This is a genomic window from Amycolatopsis sp. cmx-8-4 (assembly GCF_046548675.1).
Lineage (GTDB): Bacteria > Actinomycetota > Actinomycetes > Mycobacteriales > Pseudonocardiaceae > Amycolatopsis.
In genome coordinates, this window is the sequence record NZ_JAEBDZ010000001.1 from 72,673 (window position 1) to 93,952 (window position 21,280).

Consider the following 21,280-nt stretch of genomic DNA (forward strand, 5'->3'; position numbering starts at 1 on the left):
TGTCGGACCTGCCCGGTAGTCTCGCGGCGTGGCTCTAGCGCTGTACCGCAAGTACCGTCCGGCAACCTTCGCCGAGGTCGTCGGGCAGGAGCATGTGACCGAACCCCTCCGCACGGCGTTGGCCGCCGGGCGGATCAACCACGCCTACCTCTTCTCCGGCCCGCGCGGCTGCGGCAAGACGTCGAGCGCGCGCATCATGGCGCGCTCGCTGAACTGCGTGAAGGGCCCGACACCGGACCCGTGCGGCGAGTGCAGCTCCTGCAAGGCGCTCGCGCCGGAGGGTTCGGGCAGCGTCGACGTCACGGAGCTCGACGCGGCCAGCCACGGTGGTGTCGACGACGCCCGTGAGCTGCGGGACAAGGCGTTCTACGCGCCCGCCGAGTCGCGCTACCGCGTGTTCATCATCGACGAGGCGCACATGGTCACCACGCAGGGCTTCAACGCCCTGCTGAAGATCGTGGAAGAGCCGCCCGAGCACGTCATCTTCATCTTCGCGACCACCGAGCCGGACAAGGTGCTCACCACCATCCGCTCGCGCACGCACCACTACCCGTTCCGGCTGATCCCGCCCGGCGCGATGCGCACGCTGCTGGAAAGCAACGTCGCATCCGAGGGCGTCGAGGTCGAGCCCGCGGTGTACCCGCTGGTCATCCGGGCCGGGGGTGGTTCGGCGCGTGACACGCAGTCGGTGCTCGACCAGCTGCTCGCCGGCGCCGGGCCCGACGGGATCAACTACAGCCGCGCGGTGTCGCTGCTGGGCGTCACCGACGTCGCGCTGATCGACGACATGGTCGACGCGCTCTCGACCGACGACGCCGGCACGGTGTTCGGCACCGTCGAGAAGGTCGCCGAAGCCGGGCACGACCCGCGCCGGTTCGCGACCGACTTGCTCGACCGGCTGCGCGACCTGGTGCTGCTGCGCGCGGTCCCGGAGTCCGCGGGTGGCCTGGTGTCCGCGCCCGAAGAGGAACTGGCGCGGATGGTCGGCCAGGCCGAACGCCTCGGCCTCGGCACGCTTTCGCGGTACGCCGACATCGTCCACAATGGACTCTTGGAGATGCGCGGCGCGACGTCCGCCCGGCTCGTGCTCGAGCTGCTGTGCGCGCGGATGCTGCTGCCGTCGGTCACCGACGCGGAAAAGGCGTTGCTGGCGCGGATCGAGCGGCTGGAACGCCGCGCGACGGTGGTCGCCGGCGGTGGCGCGCCCGCCGAGGGTGGCGTCGAGCCGCCGATGCGAGCCGCGCCGGAGAAGGAGTTCTCGCGGCCGTCGCAGCGCCCGGCGTCGGCCGGCCCGGCGCCGGTGGCGATCCCGGAGCCGCCCACGGCCGAACCGAATCCGCCGGCCAGTCCCGCTTCCGCGGCGGCCGCTCCGGCTCAGCCCGCTCCGGCGGTGGCTCGTCCCGCGCAACCCGCAGCTGCGCCGGCTCAGCCCGCTCCTGCGGCTGCCGCCCCGGCGGCTGGTCCCGCGCAGCCCGCTGCTGCGCCGGCCGGTGCGGCCCAGCCTGCCTCCACATCGGCGTCCGCGGACGGTGGCTGGGGCACACCTCGCACCCCGGGCGGCGGGATCCCCGCGCAGCCGGCGGCGGCCGCCGCCGTACCCAGCGACAACAGCGGCTGGGGCGCGACCCGGACGCCGGGCGGGGACCCACCCGCCCCGGCCGCCGAGCCCGAGCCGGTGGTCGCCGCCGCGCCCGCGGCGCCCGGCGCGCTGGACGCCGCCGGGCTCCGGAACATCTGGCCGCAGCTGATGACGTCGCTGCGCAAGTTCACCGGCGGCCGCAGCCTCGAGGCGATGCTCACGCAGGCCACGGTGGCGACTGTCGAGGGCAGCGCCGTCACGTTGACCCACAAGTCCGAGCCGCTGGCCCGCCGGCTGTCCGACCAGGACAACGCCCGCAAGATCGCCGGCGCGCTGACCGAGGTCCTCGGCGGTGACTGGCAGGTCCGCTGCGTCCACGGCAACGCCCCGTCGGCCGCACCCGCGGCCCGCGCCCAGCAGGCGGCGCCCGCGCCGAAGCAGTCGTTCACCCGTCAGTCGGCGGCCGCCCCCGCGGCGGCCCCGGCCCCGCCGGCCGCGCCCGCCCGCCCAGCGGCCCCACCCGCCGCCCCGGCCCAGCCGGTGCGCCCCAAGGTCACGACGGCCGAGCCGGACATCCCGCTGCCCCCGGAACCCTCCGACGAGGACGACGACGACCTCTACAACGAGGACGCCAGCCCGGCCCCGCCGCCACCCCCGCCCCCGCCGGACCAGGACCCGGACGAGCTGGCCCGCAAGCTCATCTCGGACCACCTCGGCGCCCGCCCCCTGGACTGACGGACCCCTGACGACCAAGGTCCGTGAAGGCCTCCTTACCGGCCATGAGAGCCGGTAAGGAGGCCTTCACGGCTTTACGGCCCCGCTGGGTACGGGTGTTAGGAGGCCCAGGGGCCGATGCCCGTGACCCGGTCCGCCCTGATCCGGACGATCACCGCGGTCGGCGAGCCCTGGTTGCCCAGCAGGTACTTCGGGACGCCGAGGTAGCGCTGGGCCTGGCGGTCCATCAGCGCCGTGAACTCGTCGGCGATGTCCGGGCCGACGATCGACGCCGTGCCGCGGACCAGCAGGTACTGCGGCAACCCACGGGAATCGTGGCCGTCGTGGTCCTCGATCAGGACCGTCACGCGCGGGTCGGCGCGGATGTTGCGCACCTTGGGCCGGCGGCCTTCCATGCCCATCACGATCTCTTCGCCCTCGCGGCTGGCCCAGACCATCGACGTCTGCGGGGAGCCGTCCGGGTTGATCGTGGTCAGCACCGCGTTGAAGGGCCGCTCGAACAGCCGGTGGCTGCTTTCGGGGAGTTCCATACCCTCGAGACTAGGAACCCGACAGGTACTCCTCGGTACCTTGGTTCCCATGGGTGACTTCTCCGGCGACGTCTTCCTCGCGGACTGCCCGGCCCGGCCGGCGATCGAGATCATCGCCGACAAGCGGGCCGTCGTCGTGGTGTTCGCGCTCAGCGGCGGCACGGCGAGCTCGTCGACTACAGCCTGACCGACCTCGGGCAGACGCTCGTCGAGCCGATCGGCGTCCTCACCCAGTGGGCGACCCTGCACGGCGAGGCCGTCACCGCGGCTCACGAGGCCAGGTAGGCCTCGATCGCCGCCGCGATGGCGGACGCGAACTGCTGCCGCCCCTCGGCGCTCGACATCCGGGCCGCTTCGGCCGCGTTGCGCATGTTCCCGCACTCGACGAGCGCGATCGGCCGCGTCGAGAGGTTCAGGCCACCGAGGTCCGCGCGCGCCGAAAGGCCGTTGCCGCCGATGTAGTTCGACACGCTGAAGCCGCCGGTGCGCATCGTGTCGCGCAACGTCTGGGCCAGCCGCGTCGACGGCGCGCCCTGCGCCGCGTTCAGCGGCGGCGACGAGTAGGCGACGTGGAAGCCGGACGCTCCGGGCGCGTTCGAGCCGTCGGCGTGGATCGAGACGACGGCGTCGGCGTTCGCGTCGTTGCCGGCCGCGGCCCGCTTGTCGACGCACGGGCCGACGCCGGTGTCGTTCTGTCGCGTGTAGACGACGCGGATTCCCTTGGCCGACAGCGCTTCCCCGACCCGCTGGGAGACGTCCCAGGTGAACGCGTGCTCGGGGTAGCCGGCGTTGGTCGACGTCCCGGTGGTGTTGCACGGCTTGGTCTGCCCGCGCCCCGCGGGCACGAGCCGGTTGATCTCCGCGCTGTGCGAGCCGTTGCCGCCGTTGTGCCCCGGATCGAGCACGACGACCTTGCCCGAAGCGACCGGAGCGACCGGTGGCGCGGCCGCCGAAGAGGGCGGCGCGGGCGGCACGACCGGCGAAGGCGTGACGGTCGTCGGCGTGGGCGTCACCGTCCGGGTGACGACGGGAGCGGGCGCGGGAGCCGTCGGGGTGTCTTCTTCGCAGCCGGTGAGCAGCAGGGCACCGGCCAGCAGGAGGGGAGCAATCGCGCGTCGCACGGCGACCACGGTGCCACAACCCGGGCCCGCCCGTGGCGCGACTACCCTGGTGGTGACACAGGCGTGCAGAGAGGACCGAGTGCGATCATGGTGCAACCCGGCGGCGGCTTCGACATTTCCCAGCTGATGCAGCAGGCCCAGCAGATGCAGCAGAAGCTCGTCGAGGCGCAGGAGGAGCTCGCCAACACCGAGGTCACCGGCAGTGCCGGCGGCGGGCTGGTCACCGCGACCGTGTCCGGTGACAGCCAGCTCAAGAACCTCCAGATCGACCCGAAGGTCGTCGACCCGGACGACGTCGAGACCCTGTCCGACCTGATCGTGGCGGCGGTCCGCGACGCGTCGGCGAGCGCGCAGAAGCTCACCGAGCAGAAGCTCGGCCCGCTGGCCGGCGGCCTCGGCGGCGGTGGCGGCATGCCGGACCTCGGCGCCCTCGGCTTCGGCGGCTGACGAACTTGTACGAAGGTGTCGTCCAGGACCTGATCGACGAGCTCGGGCGGTTGCCCGGGGTCGGGCCGAAGAGCGCCCAGCGGATCGCGTTCCACTTGCTGGCCGCGGACCCGGTGGACATCTCCCGGCTGCAGGACGTCCTCGGCAAGGTCAAGGAGGGCGTGCAGTTCTGCGAGGTCTGCGGCAACGTCTCCGAGCAGCAGCGGTGCCGCATCTGCCGCGACGAGCGCCGCGACCTCACGGTCATCTGCGTGGTCGAGGAGCCGAAGGACGTCCTGGCGGTCGAGCGCACGCGCGAGTTCAAGGGCCGCTACCACGTCCTGGGCGGCGCGCTGGACCCGTTGTCGGGCATCGGCCCGGAGCAGCTGCGGATGCGCGAGCTGCTCAAGCGCATCGGCGAGGCGGACATCACCGAGATCATCATCGCGACGGACCCCAACACCGAGGGCGAAGCGACGGCGACGTACCTGGTCCGCATGCTGCGCGACTTCCCGGGGTTGAGCGTGACGCGGCTGGCGTCGGGCCTGCCGATGGGCGGTGACCTGGAGTTCGCGGACGAGCTGACCCTGGGCCGCGCGCTCTCGGGCCGCCGGGTCCTCTGAACGCCGGCCCCGGTCCCAGCGCCGGCATCCGGAACCCGCCGCGCGCATAAACCGGTGCCGCACTCCCGCCGGAACGGCCAACACGGCGACCGAACGGCCAACACGGCGACGGGAGTGGCCAACACGGCGACGGGAGTGGCCAACACGGCGCCTAGGGTCGGCGGCCGTGCGGGATCGTCGGCGTGTTGGCCACTCCGGTCAGTGTGTTGGCCGTTCCCGCGGTGTCCGGGGGCCGCCGGGTGCTCTAGCGGGCGTCGAAGCGGCGCAGGTCGTAGAGGTCCATCAGCCGGATCACCTTGTTCGCGTACTCCGGGTCGGTGGCGTACTTCCGCGCCACCGCCCGGATGAACGTGTCCGGGTCTTCGCGCACCGGCAACGCCGCCGCGTAATTCGGCGAAGTCGTCAACAGGCGCCCGTAGTCGCGGAACGAGTCGTCGGCCGACGCGTACGAGCGGAAAAACGCGTCGACGGGATGGCACGGCGCCGGAACGCATTCGGACGTCTGGTAGCGCGCGCACCGCAGCGCGATCGGACCCGGGCTCGTCGGCCGGACGCACTTGAAGCCGAAGTAGTTCAGCTCGGCCGTCGACAGCTTGCTGCGGCCCCAGTTCGACTCCAGGATCGACTGGGCCACCGTGACCGACGCCGGGATGTCGTACGCGGCGCGGATCCGCAGGGCGATCGGGGCCGCCGCGCCGACGTACGCCTGCTGGTAGCCCGCGCTCAGCGCCGCGTCACGCGTAGCGGCCTGGTCGATCGGCGGGACGACCAGCAGGACCGCCGCGAGTCCGAAGTGGATCATGGCGGCAAAGCTGCCCGATCCCCGCGGCCGCGGCGACCCGCGTCACTCCAACGGGCGTCAGCAGTAGCCGAGCTGCGCCAGGGTGTCCACGATGATCTCGGAGGGGTGGTACTTGTCCATCCAGGACTCACCGCGGCGGTTCTGGTAGGTGTCGAGGAAGTTCTGCAGCTTGTCGCCGCGCATCTCCGTCAGCACCACCGTCTCGCCGAGGTGCTGCGGCGTCTCGGTGCGCTCGCGGTGCACCGCGCACGGCAGGCCGAGGTAGTAGCACTCCGCCGAGAGACCACCCGAGTCGGTGACGACGTACTCGGCGCGCGCGACCAGCGGCAGGAACTTCAGGTACCGCATCTTCGGCTGCGCGATGAACTTGTCGTCGAACAGGTTGTCCAGGCCCAGCGAGCGGATCTTCTCGCGCTCGGGCGCGCCGGCCATGTACAGGATCGGCATCTTGCGGCTCTGCTCGCGCAGGATCTCCAGCACCTCGCGGTACTTGTCCGCGCGCGAGACCAGCTCGAATCGGTGCAGCGTGGCCAGGCCGAACTTCTCCGGCAGGTTCGGCACGTCCAGCGGCTGGTTGATGGCCAGGCGCATCGCGTCGATCGCGGTGTTCGCCTCGGTGTCGACGACGACGCCGCGGGCGTTGCGCAGGTTGTTCACCTCGCGGATGCTCGGCGCGAAGTGCATGTCGACGATCTTCGCCGCGATCTTGCGGTTGAGCTCCTCGGGCAGCGGCGACAGGATGCTGCCCGACCGCGCCCCGGCCTCGACGTGCCCGACGCGGGACTTCAGGATCCGCTTCCCGATCAGCGAGCCGTACGGCGTGGTGAACGTGTCGCCGTGCACCAGCACCAGCGGCGGCCGGCCGTCCTCGGTCAGGGCGGCGCGCAGCTCGTGGCGGCGGCTCCAGGCGGTGCGCATGACCTGCGCGGCCCAGCCCGGCACCTGCGACGGCGACTCGAGGTTGTGCGCCTTCTCCTCCGGCACCAGCCAGACGTCGGGCGCCGGCATGTCCAGGTCGGCCAGGACGTCGGCCACCTCGTCGACGTGCTGCGCGGTGAACCAGATCTTGGGCCGCATCCCGCGCTCGCGGATCCCGTGGTAGACGGGCGCGATCTTGATCAGTTCCGCGGTGGTGCCGAGAATGAAGGAAATCACCGTGAAGGCCCATTTCTGGTCGGGTGCGGTGGCGCAAGGATACTGGCCGACCCGGCGTGGAGGCCGCCGGGTAGCCTCGGCCCGGTGAGTGCGAACCCGCTCCTCCCCTCGCTCAGCGTCGTGATCCCGGTCTACAACGAGCAGGACTGGATCGAACGCAGTGTCGGCGCGCTGCTCGCCTCGGCCGAGGCGGCGAACTGGCCGATCAAGGTCGTCGTGGTCGACGACGGCAGCACCGACGCCACGCCGGCCCGGCTCGACGCGCTGCGCGAACGCCACGGCATCACCGTGCTCAGCCAGGCCAACGGCGGCCGGTTCGAGGCCCGCAGCGCGGGCATCGCGAAGTCGTCCGGCGAGTGGATCGCGCTGCTCGACAGCCGCGTCATCCTCGACGAGCCGACCCTCACGTTCCTGCGCGACCAGCTCGTGGACCACCCCGAGCGCGCGGTCTGGAACGGGCACATCAACGTCGCCTCCGAGCACAACCCGTACGCGGGCTTCATGGCCGGGCTGGTCAAGGTCCCGTGGCGCAAGTACTGCGCGAATCCGCGGCTGATGTCCTACGGCATCGAGGAATTCGACGTCTACCCGAAGGGGACGACGTTCTTCTGCGCCCGCCGCGCCCTCCTCGAAGGCTCGGTCACGGCGTTCGCGTCGCTGTTCGACGACATCCGCTTCGCCAGTGACGACACCCGCATGCTGCGCTGGATCGCCGAGCGCGAGCGGATCTGGCTGGCCCCGGAGCTCTCCGCGACCTACAACGGGCGCGACTCCTTCAAGAAGTTCACGCAGCAGGCCTACTTCCGCGGCACGACCTATGTGGACTCCTACATCGGCTCACCCGGCCCGGCCCGCAACGCGCTGTTCGGCGCGCTCGCCGTCGGCGTCCTCGGGCTGGCTTTCGCCGCGAAGAAGCCGAAGACGACGCTGGCCGCCGGGGTGCTCGGCGCGGTCGCGGCCGGCGAGGTCGTGAAGAAGTGCGGCGCGACCGGGCCGGAGGCCCGCGCGGTCACCAAGCTGCTGCCGGTGTTCGCCGGCGGCTTCGGCGCGGGTGTCGTGCGCGGACTGGCGATGGCCGTGCGGACCTCGCTCCGGCGCCGATGAGCACCGAGGTGGAGACTCCGGCCGCCGCCCGCAGCGGCCGCACGACCGCGGGCAGCCTCGGCGGCTCGCTGATCGTGTCGATCGGCCTCGGTTACGTCCTCACCGTCGCCTGCCAGCGGCTGCTTCCGCCGCAGGAGTACGCCATCTTCGTCACGTTCTGGGGCCTGGTGATGGGTCTCGGCAGCACGCTCTCGCCGCTGGAGCAGGAGCTCTCCCGCCAGTCGGCGGTGGCCGCGCTCGGCGGCGGCAAGGCCGGCCGCCCGGCGCTGCGCGCGGTGGCCGTCGGCGTGCTGGTCGCGGCGGTCTTCTCCCTCGCCCTGCTGATCCCGCCGGTCAACGCGAAGCTCTTTCACGGCGACTGGTCGCTGGCCCTGATCGTGCTGGCCGGCGGCGTCGCCTTCGCCTGCCAGTTCGGCACCCGCGGGCTGCTGATCGGGCAGCACAAGGTGAAGGCGTTCTCGCTGCTCGTGGTGGCCGAACCGGCGATCCGGGCGCTCGTGCTGGGGGTGCTGGTCGTCTCGGTCGCCTACAACATCGTCTCGCTGGCCATCGCGGTCGCCGCGGGGTCGTTCGCCTGGCTGCTGTTCGCCCGGCCGGCCCGGCGGCTGCTCGACCCGCAGGTGGACGGCGACGGCTGGGGCGTCACCTCCCGCCGGATGGGCATGCTGCTGGTCGGCGCGGCCCTGACGGCCGCGGTCATCACCGGCTACCCGGCGCTGGTCGGCCTGCTGGCCCCGGGCGGCGACGGCGACCGCGTCGGCGCCCTGTTCGCCGCGCTGGTCATCGCCCGGCTGCCGCTGACGCTGATCGGGCCGGTGCAGTCGCTGGCCGTCCCGTTCGTCGTGCGGCTCTCGGTCACCGCCGAAGGCCGCCACAAGCTGCGCCGCGTGCTCGCGCTCGGCGCGGCCGCGTCCCTGGTCCTCGCCGCGCTCGGCGCCCTGGTCGGGATGTGGCTCGGGCCGTGGGCGGTGCGGTTCATCAGCGGCCCCCGCTACGACATCGACGGCTGGTCGGTCGCGGGGCTGGTGTGGTCGTCGGTGCTGCTGGTGCCGATGCAGCTGCTCACGGCCGTGCTCGTGGCCCGCACCCAGGCCAAGCTCGTGCTGCTCACCTGGGCCGTGGTCACCGGCACGGCGTCCCTGCTGCTGGTGCTCCTACCAGGCGACACCGTGTTCCGCGCGGTCGTCGCACTGGCCGTGGCGCCGACGCTGGGCCTGGCCGTGGTGCTCGCGTTCGTTCTCCGGCGCGCACCGGAATCGACGACCGTGACAACCTCGGACACCGGTGAAACGTCTTCATAGCGGCCCAGTAAGGTGCGTTGGGCCCGCCGGTGAGAACGGGAAACGGCGTGAAGTGCCGGTAAGGTTTGGACTGCGAATTCAATGAACGTACTGCTCGTTTTGCTCGCGTTCTGGCTGCCGGGTCTGGTGTTCGGTGCCGCGATCCAGCTGCGCGGCTGGACGCTGGCCGCCGCCGCTCCGATGCTGACGTTCGGCCTGGTCGCGCTCGGCATCCCGGTGCTCGGCCGGTTCGGCATCCGCTGGACGACGCTCAACGTCGCGTTGTGGACGCTGGTGCTCTCCGCGGCCGGCTTCGGCCTGGCCTTCGCCGTGACCCGGTTCACGCGCCGCCGCCATCCCGACTGGGAAGAGCCGGAGCGGCCTGCGCGCAGCGTCCGCGACCACGTGCTCATCGGCCTCGGCGTCGCCGCCGGCATGGGCATCGGCACCGTGACGATCCTGCGCGGCTTCCGGAGCATCGACAACGTCCAGCAGGGCTGGGACGCGCCGTTCCACGCCAACCTGGTGCGCTGGATCGCCGAGCACGGCGACGCGCGCCCGTCGACCGTCGGCACGATCGCGAACCTGCCGAACGAGACGCACTACTTCTACCCGGACACCTACCACGCGCTGCTCGCCCTGGTCTTCGGCAAGGGCGGCCTGACGATCATGCCGACGCTGAACCTCGCGGCGCTCGCGGTGGTCCTCACGGTGCCGCTCGGCGTCGCCGCGATGTGCCACGCCTGGCGGATGCCGGCCATCGGCGTCGCCGCGGCCGCCACGGTGTCGGCGTGCTTCACGGTGTTCCCGTACGACTCGCTGTGGCGCGGCCCGCTGTGGCCGTTCGTCGCCGGTGTCGCGCTCATCCCGGCCATGCTCGCGGTGGCACGCCACCTGCTGGAGCCCCGTTCGATCGCCGGGCCGGTCGCCATCGGCGTCGGCGTCGCCGGGCTGGCCGGGCTGCACACGAGTGTCGTGTTCGTCGTCATCGTGTACTTCCTGCTGATCCTGCTCGCGGTGGTGTTCCGCTTCGAGAAGATCGTCTGGCGGCGGTCGCTGACGTCGCTGGTCGCGAGCGTCGTGCTGGCGGCCGCGTTCGGCATCCCGGTCGTGCTGCCGTCGCTGTACAACGCGGGCGGCGTGACGAGCGCCTTCTGGGCGTCCGAGGCCACCGTGTCCGGCGCGTTCGGCGAGACGATCACGTTCTCGCCGATGGCCGCGTTCCCGCAGTGGTGGATCGGCATCCCGGCCATCATCGGCGTGTTCCTGCTGGTCAAGCACCGCCGGATGCTGTGGATGGTCGGCGCGTACGTCGTGCTGGGCACGCTCTTCGCCGCGACGGTGTCGATGGAGAGCGACCTGATCCACACGCTGAGCAGCCCGTTCTACAACGACAACTGGCGCGTCGCGGCCCTGGTGCCGCTGGCCGGCTGCGTCGCGTTCGGCGAGTTCGCGCACACCGCGTCCGGCTGGTTCGCCGAGAAGGTCGCACCCCGGCTGCCGAACCTCAAGCCGGCCACGCTCACCCTGGCCGGCGTCGTCGTGGTGGCCCTGGTGGTCGGCGGGTTGAGCCGTGGCGGCTACATCGGCCGCAACGCCGCTCGCCTGCAGCTCAACTACAGCGGCGGCCCGACGGTCAGCAAGGACGAGGAGACCGCGTTCGCCTGGCTCGCGCAGCACACCGCGCCGGGCGAGCGGGTGCTGAACGACAAGGCCGACGGCTCGGTCTGGATGTACGCGCTGGCCGGCGTGATGCCGACGCAGTGGAACTTCTACGGCGCCGAGCTGAACACGGACGCGGGTTACCTGAGCGTCTACGCCAACGAGGTCGAGAAGTACCCGGAAGTGCGCCGGCTGCTCACCAACCTGAAGGTGCGCTACGCCTTCGTCGGGGAGGGGAAGGTCACCAAGACGACCCCCAACGACGTCGGCCTCCTGGGCCTCGACAAGAGCCCCGGGTTCAAGCTGGTCTACCACAACGCCGGTGCCTCGATCTACGAGATCGAGGGGCAGCAGGGTGTCGTCGCTTCCGGGGCCGCGCCTGGGTCTCCGGCCGGTAACGGGCAGTGAACCACATGCTTTCGGGGGTCCAGGGGGCTTGCCCCCGGCCGGGGTCTGGGGCTCGGCCCCAGAAGAAAGGGCTAAAGTGATCGCGTGTCCGCGTCTTCTCTGACCTCCGTGACCCACCGCAAGGTGCTGATCGTGATGCCCGCGCTGAACGAGCAGGCGAGCGTCGCTTCGGTCATCGAGCACGTGAAACGGGCTCGGCCGGACGTTGATCTGCTGGTCGTCGACGACGGTTCGGTCGACGACACCGCCCGCCTGGCCCGCGCGGCCGGCGCCGAAGTGGCCCGGCTCGCCGTGAACCTCGGGGTCGGCGGGGCCATGCGCACCGGCTTCCGCTACGCCGCCGCCCGCGGGTACGACGTCGTCGTGCAGGTGGACGCGGACGGTCAGCACGACCCCGACGAGCTCGAGGCCCTCCTGCGCGGCCTGGACGACGCGGACATCGTGATCGGCTCGCGGTTCGCCGGCAAGGGTTCCTACAAGGCCAGCGGCCCGCGCAAGTACGCCATGGTCGCGCTGTCGCTGGTGTTCTCGCGGCTGGGCAAGACCAAGCTCACCGACGTCACGTCGGGGTTCAAGGCGATGGGCCCGCGCGCGATCCGGCTGTTCGCCGGCTACTACCCGGCCGAGTACCTCGGCGACACGGTGGAGTCGCTGGTGATGGCGATCCGCGCGAAGCTGGTCATCAAGGAGATCCCGGTCGTCATGCGCGAGCGCGCGGGCGGCACCCCCAGTCACTCGCCCGTCAAGTCCGCTGTCTACCTGGGCCGGGCCGGGCTCGCGCTGCTGCTGGCGCTGGTACGCCGCCGCCCCGCGGTCGACTCGTCCGACTCGGCATAAGGAGCTCGCGAAGATGGCCGGTTGGCGCATCCTCAGCATCGTCATCGCCTGCTTGGTGCTGTTCGTCGTCCTCGAGATGATGCGACGCCGCAAGCTCCGCGAGAAGTACGCGGGCGTGTGGCTGATCGTCGCCGTCGGCGTGGTGGTGCTGGCCGTGATCCCGTCGGCCGCGCAGTTCCTGGCCAACCTGAGCGGGGTCGAGACCCCGTCGAACTTCGTCTTCCTGCTCGCCGGTGTCGTGCTGGCGCTGGTGTCGCTGCACCTGTCCACCGAGGTCGGGCACCTGGAGGAAGAAGTGCGCACGTCGGTCGAGGAGACCGCGTTGCTGCGCTGCGAGCTCGAAGACGCCAAGCGTGAGCTGGAGCGCCGGATCGTCGAGCTGGAAGCCCGGGTGTCGGCCCCGGACGACGTCAAAGGGCTCCCCGCGGTCGAGCGCGTCGGCAAGTGACGCGCTGATCGAAGCCCTGCTGGCCGCGCCCGCGCGGCTCGGCGGGGTGCGGCTGCTGGCCGTCGACGGCCCCTCGGGGGCCGGGAAGTCCACGCTGGCCTCGGAAGTCGTCGCCGGGCTGCGGGCCCGCGGGTGCCGCACCGAGCTCGTGAGCACGGATGCTTTCGCGACGTGGGACGACCCGGTCGGGTGGTGGCCACGGCTCGTCGAAGGCGTCCTGAAGCCGCTCGCGGCCGGCGTCGAAGGCGGTTACCGGCGGACGGACTGGTCCTCCGGGGTCCCGCAACCGGGGGAACTCGTCCGGGTGACAGCCGCGGACGTCCTGGTGCTGGAAGGTGTTTCGAGCGGCCGGGCTTCGGTAAGACCCCTGCTTTCCCACCTCTGCTGGATCTCCGGCGGCACGGAGGCCGAGCGGCTGGCCCGGTCCGTGGCGCGCGACGGCGAGGCGTCGAGGGCGGAACTGGGCCGCTGGCAACGGTTCGAGCGCGGCTGGTTCGCCGTCGACGGCACCCCCGATGCCGCCGGAACCCGACTTTCGTCGGGGTTGGATCACTCACGCTCCGTGTTCGAAGCACTCCGTATCGATCAAGGGTGACTTCGCGCAAAACACTGCTGGGCTAACGCGGGTACCGCCATCTGAGTCAGGGTTCGGGCACTCGGCGCACCCGTAGCCCACAAATGGTCACATTCTGTCGTGATTTACGGACACATCGCGGTCAAATCGACGCCCACGTAGCGCGATCGTAACCTCACGTGCTTAAGTGCGAGCCGAGTTCCCGCTAGTGTCGGCGAGCACACCGATCGTCCGGGGTGTTCCTGACCGACCGGACGGTGACTTAAAAACCCGAACATCTCCCAAGGGGTGCCAGATGCAGCAATTGCGGCTGACCCGAACACGCCGCGTGGCCCTGATCGGGCTCACCGGCGCGCTCGCGGTTTCGCTGTCCGCCTGTGCGGATTCGAAGCGTGACGAGGGCGCTGGAGGTGGTACCGGAGGCACGATGATCTTCGGGGCCGCCGGAAACCCGAAGATGTTCGACCCGGCGTTCAACGACGAGGGCGAGACCTTCCGGATCACCCGCCAGATCTACGACACGCTGATCCAGAACAAGCCGGGCACCGCCGACCTCGAGCCGTCTCTCGCCGAGAAGTGGGAGCCGAGCAACGACGGCAAGACCTGGACGTTCAGCCTGAAGTCGGGCGTCAAGTTCTCCGACGGCACCCCGATGGACGCCGCCTCGGTCTGCTTCAACTTCGACCGCTGGTTCAACATGAAGGGCGCCGCCGCCCAGAGCCAGATGATCTACTACGGCGACGTCTTCGAGGGCTTCGCCAAGAACGAGGGCGACGCGACGGGTGACCCCGTCTACAAGAGCTGCGAGGCGAAGGACCCGGCGACCGCGGTCCTGAACCTGAACAAGCCCAAGGGCGCGTTCCCGTCGGCGTTCACGCTGCCGTCGTTCGCCATCCAGAGCCCGACCGCGCTCAAGGCGCACAACGCCGACACGGTCACCCAGAGCGGCGACTCGTTCACCTACAGCGAGTACGCGAACAAGTTCCCGGTCGGCACCGGCCCGTTCAAGTTCGAGAGCTGGGACCAGGCCAAGGGTGAGATCACGCTGGTCAAGAACGACAGCAGCCCGACGCCGCCGAAGCTCGACAAGCTGATCTTCAAGGTGATCCCGGACGAGAACGCCCGCAAGCAGGCGCTCAAGGCCGGCGACATCAACGGCTACGACTACCCGAACCCGGCGGATTACGGCCTGCTGCGCAACGACGGTGAGCAGGTTCTCATCCGCCCGTCGTTCAACGTGCTGTACCTGGGCATCAACCAGGCCAACAACCCGAAGCTCAAGGACGTCAAGGTTCGCCAGGCGCTGGCCTACGGCGTCAACCGCGAGCAGTTCGTGAAGTCGAAGCTGGCCGAGGGTTCCGAGGTCGCGACCGAGTTCGTCCCGAAGGTCATCTCGGGTTACACCGACGACGTCACCAAGTACCCGTACGACCCGGAGAAGGCCAAGCAGCTGCTGCAGGAGGCCGGGGCGACGGATCTGACGCTGAAGTTCTACTACCCGACCGAGGTCACCCGGCCGTACATGCCGAACCCGGCGGACACCTTCACGGCGATCTCCGAGGACCTGAAGAAGATCGGCATCAAGATCGAGACCCACGCCGAGCCGTGGAACGGTGGTTACAAGGACGACGTCCAGAAGGCCGGCAAGCAGGACCTCCACCTGCTCGGCTGGACCGGTGACTACAACGACGCCGGCAACTTCGTGGGCACGTTCTTCGGCCGTGAGAAGAAGGAGTTCGGGTTCAACAACCCGCAGCTCTTCTCGGCCCTGAGCGCGGCGGACGCTTCGGCGGCCGGTGACGCCCACGCCAAGGCGTACCAGGAAGTCAACAAGCAGATCATGGACTTCCTGCCGGCGATCCCGATCGCCTACCCGACCCCGGCGATCGTGGTCGGCCCGAAGGTCAAGGGTCTGGTGGCGAGCCCGCTCACCGACGAGCGCTTCAACACCGTGACTGTCAGCTGATCTGAATTTCGGCCAAGCAAGGGGTGGGCGCTACCGCGCCCACCCCTTGCGCCTAATCCCGGGCCGGCTACGAAGGACTGCACGTGCTCCGTTTTCTCGTGCGTCGGTTGCTACAAGCGATTCCGACGCTCTTCATCCTGTCCATCCTGATCTTCGCCTGGCTCCGGTCCCTGCCCGGCGGCCCCGCCGCCGCGCTGCTGGGTGACAAGGCGACGCCGGAGAAGATCGCCAACCTCAACCACGTCCTCGGGCTCGACCAGCCGATCATCCTGCAGTACTTCGGGTTCCTCGGCCGGGCGTTCACCGGCGACTTCGGCAACTCCCTGGTGTCGACCCAGCCCGTCATGGGCGAGATCGTCACCTTCCTGCCGGCGACCATCGAGCTCGGTCTCACCGCGATGATCATCGCGATCGTGGTCGGCATCCCCGCCGGTTACCTGGCCGCGCGGTTCCGCGGCGGGCCGGTCGACAACCTGGTCATCGTGCTCAGCCTCATCGGCGTCGCGGTGCCGGTGTTCTTCCTCGGCTACATGATGCAGGACCTGCTGGCCGCCCCGCTCGGCTTGCCGTCGCAGGGCCGCCAGGCCGCGGGTCTCGACGCCACCGCGATCACGAACTTCGCCATCCTCGACGGCATCATGACCGGCGAGTGGGACGCCGTCTGGGACGCGATCAAGCACCTGATCCTGCCCGCGTTCGCGCTCGCCACCATCCCGCTCGCGGTGATCACCCGGATCACCCGCGCGTCGGTGCTGGACGTCCTCAACGAGGACTTCGTCCGCACGGCCAACTCCAAGGGCCTGACGCAGCAGGTGGTGCGCACCCGGCACGTCCTGCGCAACGGCCTGCTGCCGGTGGTCACGACGATCGGCCTCCAGACCGGCGCCCTGCTCGGCGGCGCGGTGCTGACCGAGCGGGTGTTCAACTTCCGCGGCCTCGGGTTCCTGCTGGCCGAGGGGATCGAACGGCGTGACTACCCCCGGCTGCAGGCGCTCCTGCTGTTCGGGGCGGTGGTGTACGTGCTGGTGAACATGCTGGTCGACGTCTCTTACGGGATCATCGACCCGAGGGTGCGTGTGCGATGAACACTCTGCTGAACAAGAAGAAGGAACCGATCGACAAGCTCGCCGCGGCGAGCGGGCGCAGCCTCGGCGGCGAAGCCTTGCGCCGGATGCTGCGCAGCCCGGTCGCGCTCACCGGCGGTGGCATCACCGGTCTGTTCCTGCTCCTGGCGATCTTCGCGCCGCTGCTGGCCCCCAAGGACCCGCAGGACCGCGCGTTGCAGGACCAGGTCCAGCTGGGCCGGGGCATCATTCCCGGGTCGATGCCCGGTTACCCGCTCGGCGTGGACGACTTCGGCCGCGACTTCCTGTCCCGGCTCATCGTCGGCGCCCAGCAGACGCTGCTCGTCGGCGTGCTGGCCACGGTGATCGGCGTCCTCATCGGCGTGATCATCGGCGGGATCGCGGGCGCGTTCGGCGGCTGGGTCGACACCCTCCTCATGCGACTCGTCGACGTCATGCTGTCGTTCCCCTCGCTGCTGCTGGCCATCTCGATCGCGGCGCTGTTCGCGAACCCGAGCCAGTGGACGGTCATCCTGGCCGTGTCGATGGTCGGCGTGCCGATCTTCGCCCGGCTGCTGCGCGGTTCCATGCTGGTGCAGCGCGACGCCGACCACGTGCTGGCGGCGACGTCCCTGGGCGTGAAGCGCGGGGCGATCGTGTTCCGGCACATGCTGCCGAACTCGCTCGGCCCGGTCATCGTGCAGGCGACGCTTACCTTGGCTACTTCGATCCTCGAGGCCGCGGCGCTGTCGTTCCTCGGCCTGGGCGACCCGGACCCGTCGCGCGCGGAGTGGGGGCTGATGCTGGGCAAGGCCTCGCGCCAGTTCCTCGACATCCGCCCGGAGCTCGCGTACTACCCGGCGATCGCGATCATCATCGTGGCGCTCGGGTTCACGCTGCTCGGCGAGTCCCTCCGCGAAGCCCTCGACCCGAAGAACAGGCGGTGAGAACCCATGGCACTCCTTGAAGTCCGAGACCTGACGGTCGACTTCGTCCGCCGTGGCGAGCGGCCGTTCACCGCGGTGGACAGCGTCAGCTTCGACGTCGAGCCGGGCCAGACCGTCGGCCTGGTCGGCGAATCCGGCTGCGGCAAGTCCGTGACGTCGCTGGCGATCATGCGGCTGCTGGCGCGGCGCGGCAACAAGGTCAGCGGTTCGGTGCGCTACGAGGGCACCGACCTGCTGAAGCTGTCGGACCGCGAAATGCGCGACCGGCGCGGCCGCGACCTCGGCATGGTGTTCCAGGACCCGCTGTCCTCGCTGAATCCGGTCATCCCGATCGGGCTGCAGATCACCGAGGTCCTGGAGCGGCACCGCGGGATGTCGCGCAAGGCGGCGTCCGTCGAAGCGACGGACCTGCTGGACAAGGTCGGCATCCCCGACCCGGCGCGCCGGCTTTCCGAGTACCCGCACCAGCTTTCCGGCGGCATGCGGCAGCGCGCGCTGATCGCGATCGCGCTGGCGTGCCGGCCGCGGCTGCTCATCGCCGACGAGCCGACCACGGCCCTGGACGTCACCATCCAGGCGCAGATCCTGGCGCTGCTGCGGGAACTGGTGCAGGACACCGGAACCGCGCTGATCATGATCACGCACGACCTCGGCGTCGTCGCCGGGCTGTGCGACGAGGTCAACGTGCTCTACGGCGGCCGGATCGTCGAGCGGGCGAAGCGGCACCAGCTGTTCGCCGAACCGCGTCACCCGTACACCCACGGCCTGCTCGCCTCGATCCCGCGTCTGGACGCGGGCCGCGGCGAGAAACTGGTCCCCATCAAGGGATCCGTGGCTGACAACATCCCGTGGGACGGCGGCTGCGCGTTCGCGCCCCGCTGCCCCAACGCGCTGCCGGTCTGCCGCGAGGTCTCGCCGCAGCTGGTGCCCGACCACGGCGGGCTGCTGCGCTGCCACAACCCCGTGCGGCCGGCGGTCGTGGCGGGAGGAGGAGCCCGATGAACCAGCCTGCCGGTGACGTGCTGCTCGAGGTCAACGACCTCAAGGTGCACTTCCCGATCAAGAGCGGCGTCGTGTTCGACCGGACGGTCGGGCACGTCTACGCGGTCGACGGCGTCGACCTGGCCATCCGCCGCGGGGAGACCTACGGCCTGGTGGGCGAGTCCGGCTGCGGCAAGTCCACGCTGGGCCGGGCGATCCTGCGGCTCAACGAGCCGACGTCCGGTTCGGTGAAGTTCGACGGCACCGACGTCGCCAAGCTCAAGGGCGAGGACCTGCGGAAGGCCCGGCGCCGGATGCAGATGATCTTCCAGGACCCGATGTCCAGCCTCGACCCGCGGCAGTCGGTGGAGTCGATCCTCGTCGAGGGCATGCACGCGCACGGCCTCGACAAGGACAAGGAGGCCACCCAGCGGCGGCTGCGTCAGCTGCTGTCGGCTGTCGGTCTGCCGGAGTCGTCGCTGCGGAAGTACCCGCACGAGTTCTCGGGCGGTCAGCGCCAGCGCATCGGCATCGCGCGGGCGCTGGCGGTGGAGCCGGACCTGATCGTCGCGGACGAGCCGGTGTCGGCGTTGGACGTCTCGGTGCAGGCCCAGGTGGTGAACCTGCTGGAAGACCTGCAGGACCAGCTCGGCCTGACGTACGTGGTGATCGCGCACGACCTCGCGGTGGTGCGGCACATCTCCGACCGCATCGGCGTGATGTACCTGGGCGCGCTGGTGGAGGAGACGGACGCGGACTCGCTCTACCGCGACCCGCTGCACCCGTACACCCGGGCGCTGCTGTCGGCGATCCCGGTGCCGGACCCGCAGGTGGAGGACACGCGCGAGCAGATCCTGCTCGCGGGCGACCTCCCGTCACCGGCCAACCCGCCGTCGGGCTGCCGCTTCCACACGCGCTGCCCCTGGCGCCAGGCGAGCTTGTGCGACACGGACCGCCCCCAGCTCCGCGAAATCGGCGGCGGCCACCGGGTGGCGTGCCACTACGCGGAGGACATCCGCGACGGCCGCATCCAGCCGCACGAGGTGAAGCCGGAACTGGTGGAACTGACCGGGGCGCTGAACCCCGACCTGGGCCCGCCGGACATCGGCACTTCAGCCGAGATCCTGTGAACCGGTGATCTCGTGACCTTGTGATCCGAAGACCGGCCGGGCAGTTGCTGCCCGGCCGGTCTTTTGTTCGGGCTCCGCTTCCCTTTGGCCGATGGAAGTTTCGGGACACTCGACGTCCCGGTTCCGCCATCGACCCCGTCTCATCGGGCGATATCCACAGGCCCGCTCCACTGTGGACAACTCCGGCCACGAGACCCGGAACCAGGCTTCCGGTCGGTGGCCGCCGATAGACTGGACTCGGGGCCGCCCCCCCTAGGGGAGGGTGGGGGGCCGCTGTCGCTTGGTCCCGCGGCATACGCTGCCGAGCGGGTCGGCGACGTGGAAGTCCTTTCGGGAGGCGCTCGTGAAATACGTGGTCCTGATCTACGGCAACCCCGAGTCCCGCCGGGCGTGGGAGGGGATGAGCGCTGAGCAGCGGGCCGCCGGGCTGGCCTACTACCAGCAGCTCAACGACGATCTCGACGCGTCCGGTGAGCGGCTCGTCTCCGAGCGGCTCGCCTTTCCCGAGCTGACCAAGCAGGTCAGCGTCGGCGACAGCGGGCCGCTGACCACCGACGGGCCCTTCGCGGAGGCCAAGGAGTTCCTCGCCGGCTTCTACCTGCTCGACTGCGAAAGCGAAGAACGCGCGCTCGAGATCGCCGGGCGGATCCCGGAGGCGGCGTTCGGGGTGGTGGAGGTGCGGCCGGTGATGGGGCTGCACGGGACCGAGCTGTGATCGAGGGCCTGCTCCGCGAGCTCGCGCCGCTGGTCCTCGCCGCGCTCGTCCGGCGGTACGGCGGCTTCGACACCTGTGAGGACGCCGTCCAGGAGGCGCTGCTGGCGGCGTCGCTGCAGTGGCCCGTCGAAGGGGTGCCCGATCACCCGAAGGGGTGGCTGATCACGACGGCGTCCCGGCGCCGGATCGAGCAGTGGCGCAGCGAGACCGCGCGGCAGCGGCGCGAGGAGACGGTCGCGCTGGCCGAGCCGCCGGATCCGGAGCCGGTCGCCGGCGTCGACGACACGCTAACGTTGCTGCTGCTCTGCTGCCACCCGTCGCTGACCCGGCCGTCTCAGGTCGCGCTGACGCTCCGGGCGGTCGGCGGCCTGACGACCGCGGAGATCGCGCGCGCGTTCCTCGTCCCGGAGGCGACGATCGGCCAGCGCATCAGCCGCGCGAAGCAGAAGCTGCGCGGCGAGCGGTTCACGCCGTCGCCGGACCCCGGCCGGCTGGCCGCGGTGCTGCAGGTGCTGTACCTGATCTTCACCGAGGGCCACACGGCCAGCTCGGGCGACGCCCTGAACCGCGTCGAGCTGACGACGGAGGCGATCCGCCTGACCCGTCAGCTGCCGGCGGGCGGCGAGGTCACGGGCCTGCTGGCCTTGATGCTCCTGACCGAAGCCCGCCGCCCGGCCCGGGTCGACGCGACCGGCGCGCTGGTCCCGCTCGCGGCGCAGGACCGGTCCCGCTGGAACGCGGAGCTCATCGCCGAGGGCGTCTCGCTGATCACGACCGCGTTGTCGACGTCGCCGGTCGGCCCGTACCAGCTCCAGGCGGCGATCGCGGCCGTCCACGCCGAGGCCTCGACGGCCGCGGACACCGACTGGGCCGAGATCCTCACCCTCTACGACCTGCTGCGCGTGGTCGCGCCGGGCCCGATGGTCACGCTCAACCGGGTCGTGGCGTTCGCCCAGGTCCACGGGCCGGAAGCGGGCCTGGCTGAGCTGGCCGGCGCCGATCTGGAGGCCCACCACCGGGTGGACGCGGTCCGGGCGCACCTGCTGGAGCTGGCGGGGGACGTCGTCGGGGCGCGAGAGGCGTACCTGACGGCGTCGCGGCGGACGTTGAGCCTGCCGGAGCAGGCCTACCTGCAGTCACGGGCGTCCCGGCTGACGTGAGTTGTCCACATGGGGGCACACCTGTGGACAACC

The 21,280-nt window shown here is 70.7% G+C and carries 21 protein-coding genes; 17 read left to right on the top strand and 4 right to left on the bottom strand.

What is annotated here, in order from left to right; all coding sequences use genetic code 11:
- Nucleotides 1-28 precede the first annotated feature (28 nt).
- On the top strand, nucleotides 29-2,314 hold the full coding sequence (locus ACLJQZ_RS00395; RefSeq protein ID WP_410617917.1) for a DNA polymerase III subunit gamma and tau: 2,286 nt from the start codon (nucleotides 29-31) through the stop codon (nucleotides 2,312-2,314).
- 98 nt (nucleotides 2,315-2,412) lie between these two features.
- Here the strand turns inward: ACLJQZ_RS00395 and ACLJQZ_RS00400 are convergent, their stop codons facing one another.
- Entirely contained in the window at nucleotides 2,413-2,844 is a 432-nt protein-coding gene (locus tag ACLJQZ_RS00400; RefSeq protein ID WP_410617919.1) for a TIGR03618 family F420-dependent PPOX class oxidoreductase, read from the bottom strand.
- A 49-nt stretch (nucleotides 2,845-2,893) separates the two neighbouring features.
- Here ACLJQZ_RS00400 and ACLJQZ_RS00405 point away from each other — a divergent pair, with 49 nt between their 5' ends.
- Nucleotides 2,894-3,031: a hypothetical protein gene (locus ACLJQZ_RS00405; RefSeq protein ID WP_410617920.1), complete on the top strand. Its 138-nt coding sequence runs from the start codon at nucleotides 2,894-2,896 to the stop codon at nucleotides 3,029-3,031.
- Between the two features lie 82 nt (nucleotides 3,032-3,113).
- On the opposite strand, the gene ACLJQZ_RS00410 is transcribed toward ACLJQZ_RS00405, so the two are convergent.
- Complete coding sequence (locus tag ACLJQZ_RS00410) at nucleotides 3,114-3,974, bottom strand: N-acetylmuramoyl-L-alanine amidase (protein ID WP_410617922.1); 861 nt, start codon at nucleotides 3,972-3,974, stop codon at nucleotides 3,114-3,116.
- A gap of 78 nt (nucleotides 3,975-4,052) precedes the next feature.
- Here ACLJQZ_RS00410 and ACLJQZ_RS00415 point away from each other — a divergent pair, with 78 nt between their 5' ends.
- Both ACLJQZ_RS00415 and recR read left to right on the top strand, forming a co-directional pair.
- Nucleotides 4,053-4,412 carry a YbaB/EbfC family nucleoid-associated protein gene (locus ACLJQZ_RS00415; RefSeq protein WP_410617923.1) on the top strand — a complete coding sequence of 120 codons (360 nt, stop codon included), beginning with the start codon at nucleotides 4,053-4,055 and terminating at the stop codon, nucleotides 4,410-4,412.
- 5 nt (nucleotides 4,413-4,417) lie between these two features.
- Nucleotides 4,418-5,014 carry a recombination mediator RecR gene (recR, locus tag ACLJQZ_RS00420; protein ID WP_247058945.1) on the top strand — a complete coding sequence of 199 codons (597 nt, stop codon included), beginning with the start codon at nucleotides 4,418-4,420 and terminating at the stop codon, nucleotides 5,012-5,014.
- Between the two features lie 244 nt (nucleotides 5,015-5,258).
- Here the strand turns inward: recR and ACLJQZ_RS00425 are convergent, their stop codons facing one another.
- Nucleotides 5,259-5,816 carry a glucosaminidase domain-containing protein gene (locus ACLJQZ_RS00425; RefSeq protein WP_410617924.1) on the bottom strand — a complete coding sequence of 186 codons (558 nt, stop codon included), beginning with the start codon at nucleotides 5,814-5,816 and terminating at the stop codon, nucleotides 5,259-5,261.
- Nucleotides 5,817-5,873: 57 nt separating this feature from the next.
- Nucleotides 5,874-6,971, bottom strand: coding sequence for a UDP-N-acetyl glucosamine 2-epimerase (locus ACLJQZ_RS00430; protein ID WP_410617925.1), 1,098 nt, complete (start codon nucleotides 6,969-6,971; stop codon nucleotides 5,874-5,876).
- A gap of 84 nt (nucleotides 6,972-7,055) precedes the next feature.
- Between ACLJQZ_RS00430 and ACLJQZ_RS00435 the strand changes: the two genes are divergently transcribed.
- The 13 genes from ACLJQZ_RS00435 (at nucleotide 7,056) to ACLJQZ_RS00495 (ending at nucleotide 21,247) form a co-directional block, all read left to right on the top strand.
- Complete coding sequence (locus ACLJQZ_RS00435) at nucleotides 7,056-8,075, top strand: glycosyltransferase family 2 protein (RefSeq protein ID WP_410617926.1); 1,020 nt, start codon at nucleotides 7,056-7,058, stop codon at nucleotides 8,073-8,075.
- Complete coding sequence (locus ACLJQZ_RS00440) at nucleotides 8,072-9,376, top strand: hypothetical protein (RefSeq protein WP_410617927.1); 1,305 nt, start codon at nucleotides 8,072-8,074, stop codon at nucleotides 9,374-9,376. The genes ACLJQZ_RS00435 and ACLJQZ_RS00440 overlap by 4 nt, the downstream gene beginning before the upstream one ends.
- Nucleotides 9,377-9,457: 81 nt before the next feature.
- Nucleotides 9,458-11,425 carry a DUF6541 family protein gene (locus ACLJQZ_RS00445; protein WP_410617928.1) on the top strand — a complete coding sequence of 656 codons (1,968 nt, stop codon included), beginning with the start codon at nucleotides 9,458-9,460 and terminating at the stop codon, nucleotides 11,423-11,425.
- 123 nt (nucleotides 11,426-11,548) lie between these two features.
- Complete coding sequence (locus ACLJQZ_RS00450) at nucleotides 11,549-12,262, top strand: glycosyltransferase family 2 protein (protein WP_328649907.1); 714 nt, start codon at nucleotides 11,549-11,551, stop codon at nucleotides 12,260-12,262.
- 13 nt (nucleotides 12,263-12,275) lie between these two features.
- A complete protein-coding gene (locus ACLJQZ_RS00455; RefSeq protein ID WP_410617929.1) occupies nucleotides 12,276-12,710 on the top strand; it encodes a DUF2304 domain-containing protein in 435 nt (144 codons plus the stop codon).
- 4 nt (nucleotides 12,711-12,714) lie between these two features.
- Nucleotides 12,715-13,305 carry a uridine kinase gene (locus ACLJQZ_RS00460; protein WP_410618567.1) on the top strand — a complete coding sequence of 197 codons (591 nt, stop codon included), beginning with the start codon at nucleotides 12,715-12,717 and terminating at the stop codon, nucleotides 13,303-13,305.
- Nucleotides 13,306-13,579: 274 nt separating this feature from the next.
- A complete protein-coding gene (locus tag ACLJQZ_RS00465; protein WP_410617930.1) occupies nucleotides 13,580-15,250 on the top strand; it encodes an ABC transporter substrate-binding protein in 1,671 nt (556 codons plus the stop codon).
- 83 nt (nucleotides 15,251-15,333) lie between these two features.
- Nucleotides 15,334-16,335: an ABC transporter permease gene (locus tag ACLJQZ_RS00470; RefSeq protein ID WP_410617931.1), complete on the top strand. Its 1,002-nt coding sequence runs from the start codon at nucleotides 15,334-15,336 to the stop codon at nucleotides 16,333-16,335.
- Nucleotides 16,332-17,261 carry an ABC transporter permease gene (locus ACLJQZ_RS00475; RefSeq protein ID WP_410617932.1) on the top strand — a complete coding sequence of 310 codons (930 nt, stop codon included), beginning with the start codon at nucleotides 16,332-16,334 and terminating at the stop codon, nucleotides 17,259-17,261. Before ACLJQZ_RS00470 ends, ACLJQZ_RS00475 begins: the two co-directional genes overlap by 4 nt.
- Nucleotides 17,262-17,267: 6 nt before the next feature.
- Nucleotides 17,268-18,263, top strand: coding sequence for an ABC transporter ATP-binding protein (locus tag ACLJQZ_RS00480; RefSeq protein WP_410617934.1), 996 nt, complete (start codon nucleotides 17,268-17,270; stop codon nucleotides 18,261-18,263).
- Complete coding sequence (locus ACLJQZ_RS00485; RefSeq protein WP_326945041.1) at nucleotides 18,260-19,372, top strand: oligopeptide/dipeptide ABC transporter ATP-binding protein; 1,113 nt, start codon at nucleotides 18,260-18,262, stop codon at nucleotides 19,370-19,372. The genes ACLJQZ_RS00480 and ACLJQZ_RS00485 overlap by 4 nt, the downstream gene beginning before the upstream one ends.
- A 343-nt stretch (nucleotides 19,373-19,715) precedes the next feature.
- Entirely contained in the window at nucleotides 19,716-20,087 is a 372-nt protein-coding gene (locus tag ACLJQZ_RS00490) for a YciI family protein (protein ID WP_326945040.1), read from the top strand.
- Nucleotides 20,084-21,247 (top strand): RNA polymerase sigma factor, encoded by a 1,164-nt coding sequence (locus ACLJQZ_RS00495; protein ID WP_410617935.1) that lies wholly within the window; start codon nucleotides 20,084-20,086, stop codon nucleotides 21,245-21,247. The genes ACLJQZ_RS00490 and ACLJQZ_RS00495 overlap by 4 nt, the downstream gene beginning before the upstream one ends.
- Nucleotides 21,248-21,280 lie beyond the last annotated feature (33 nt).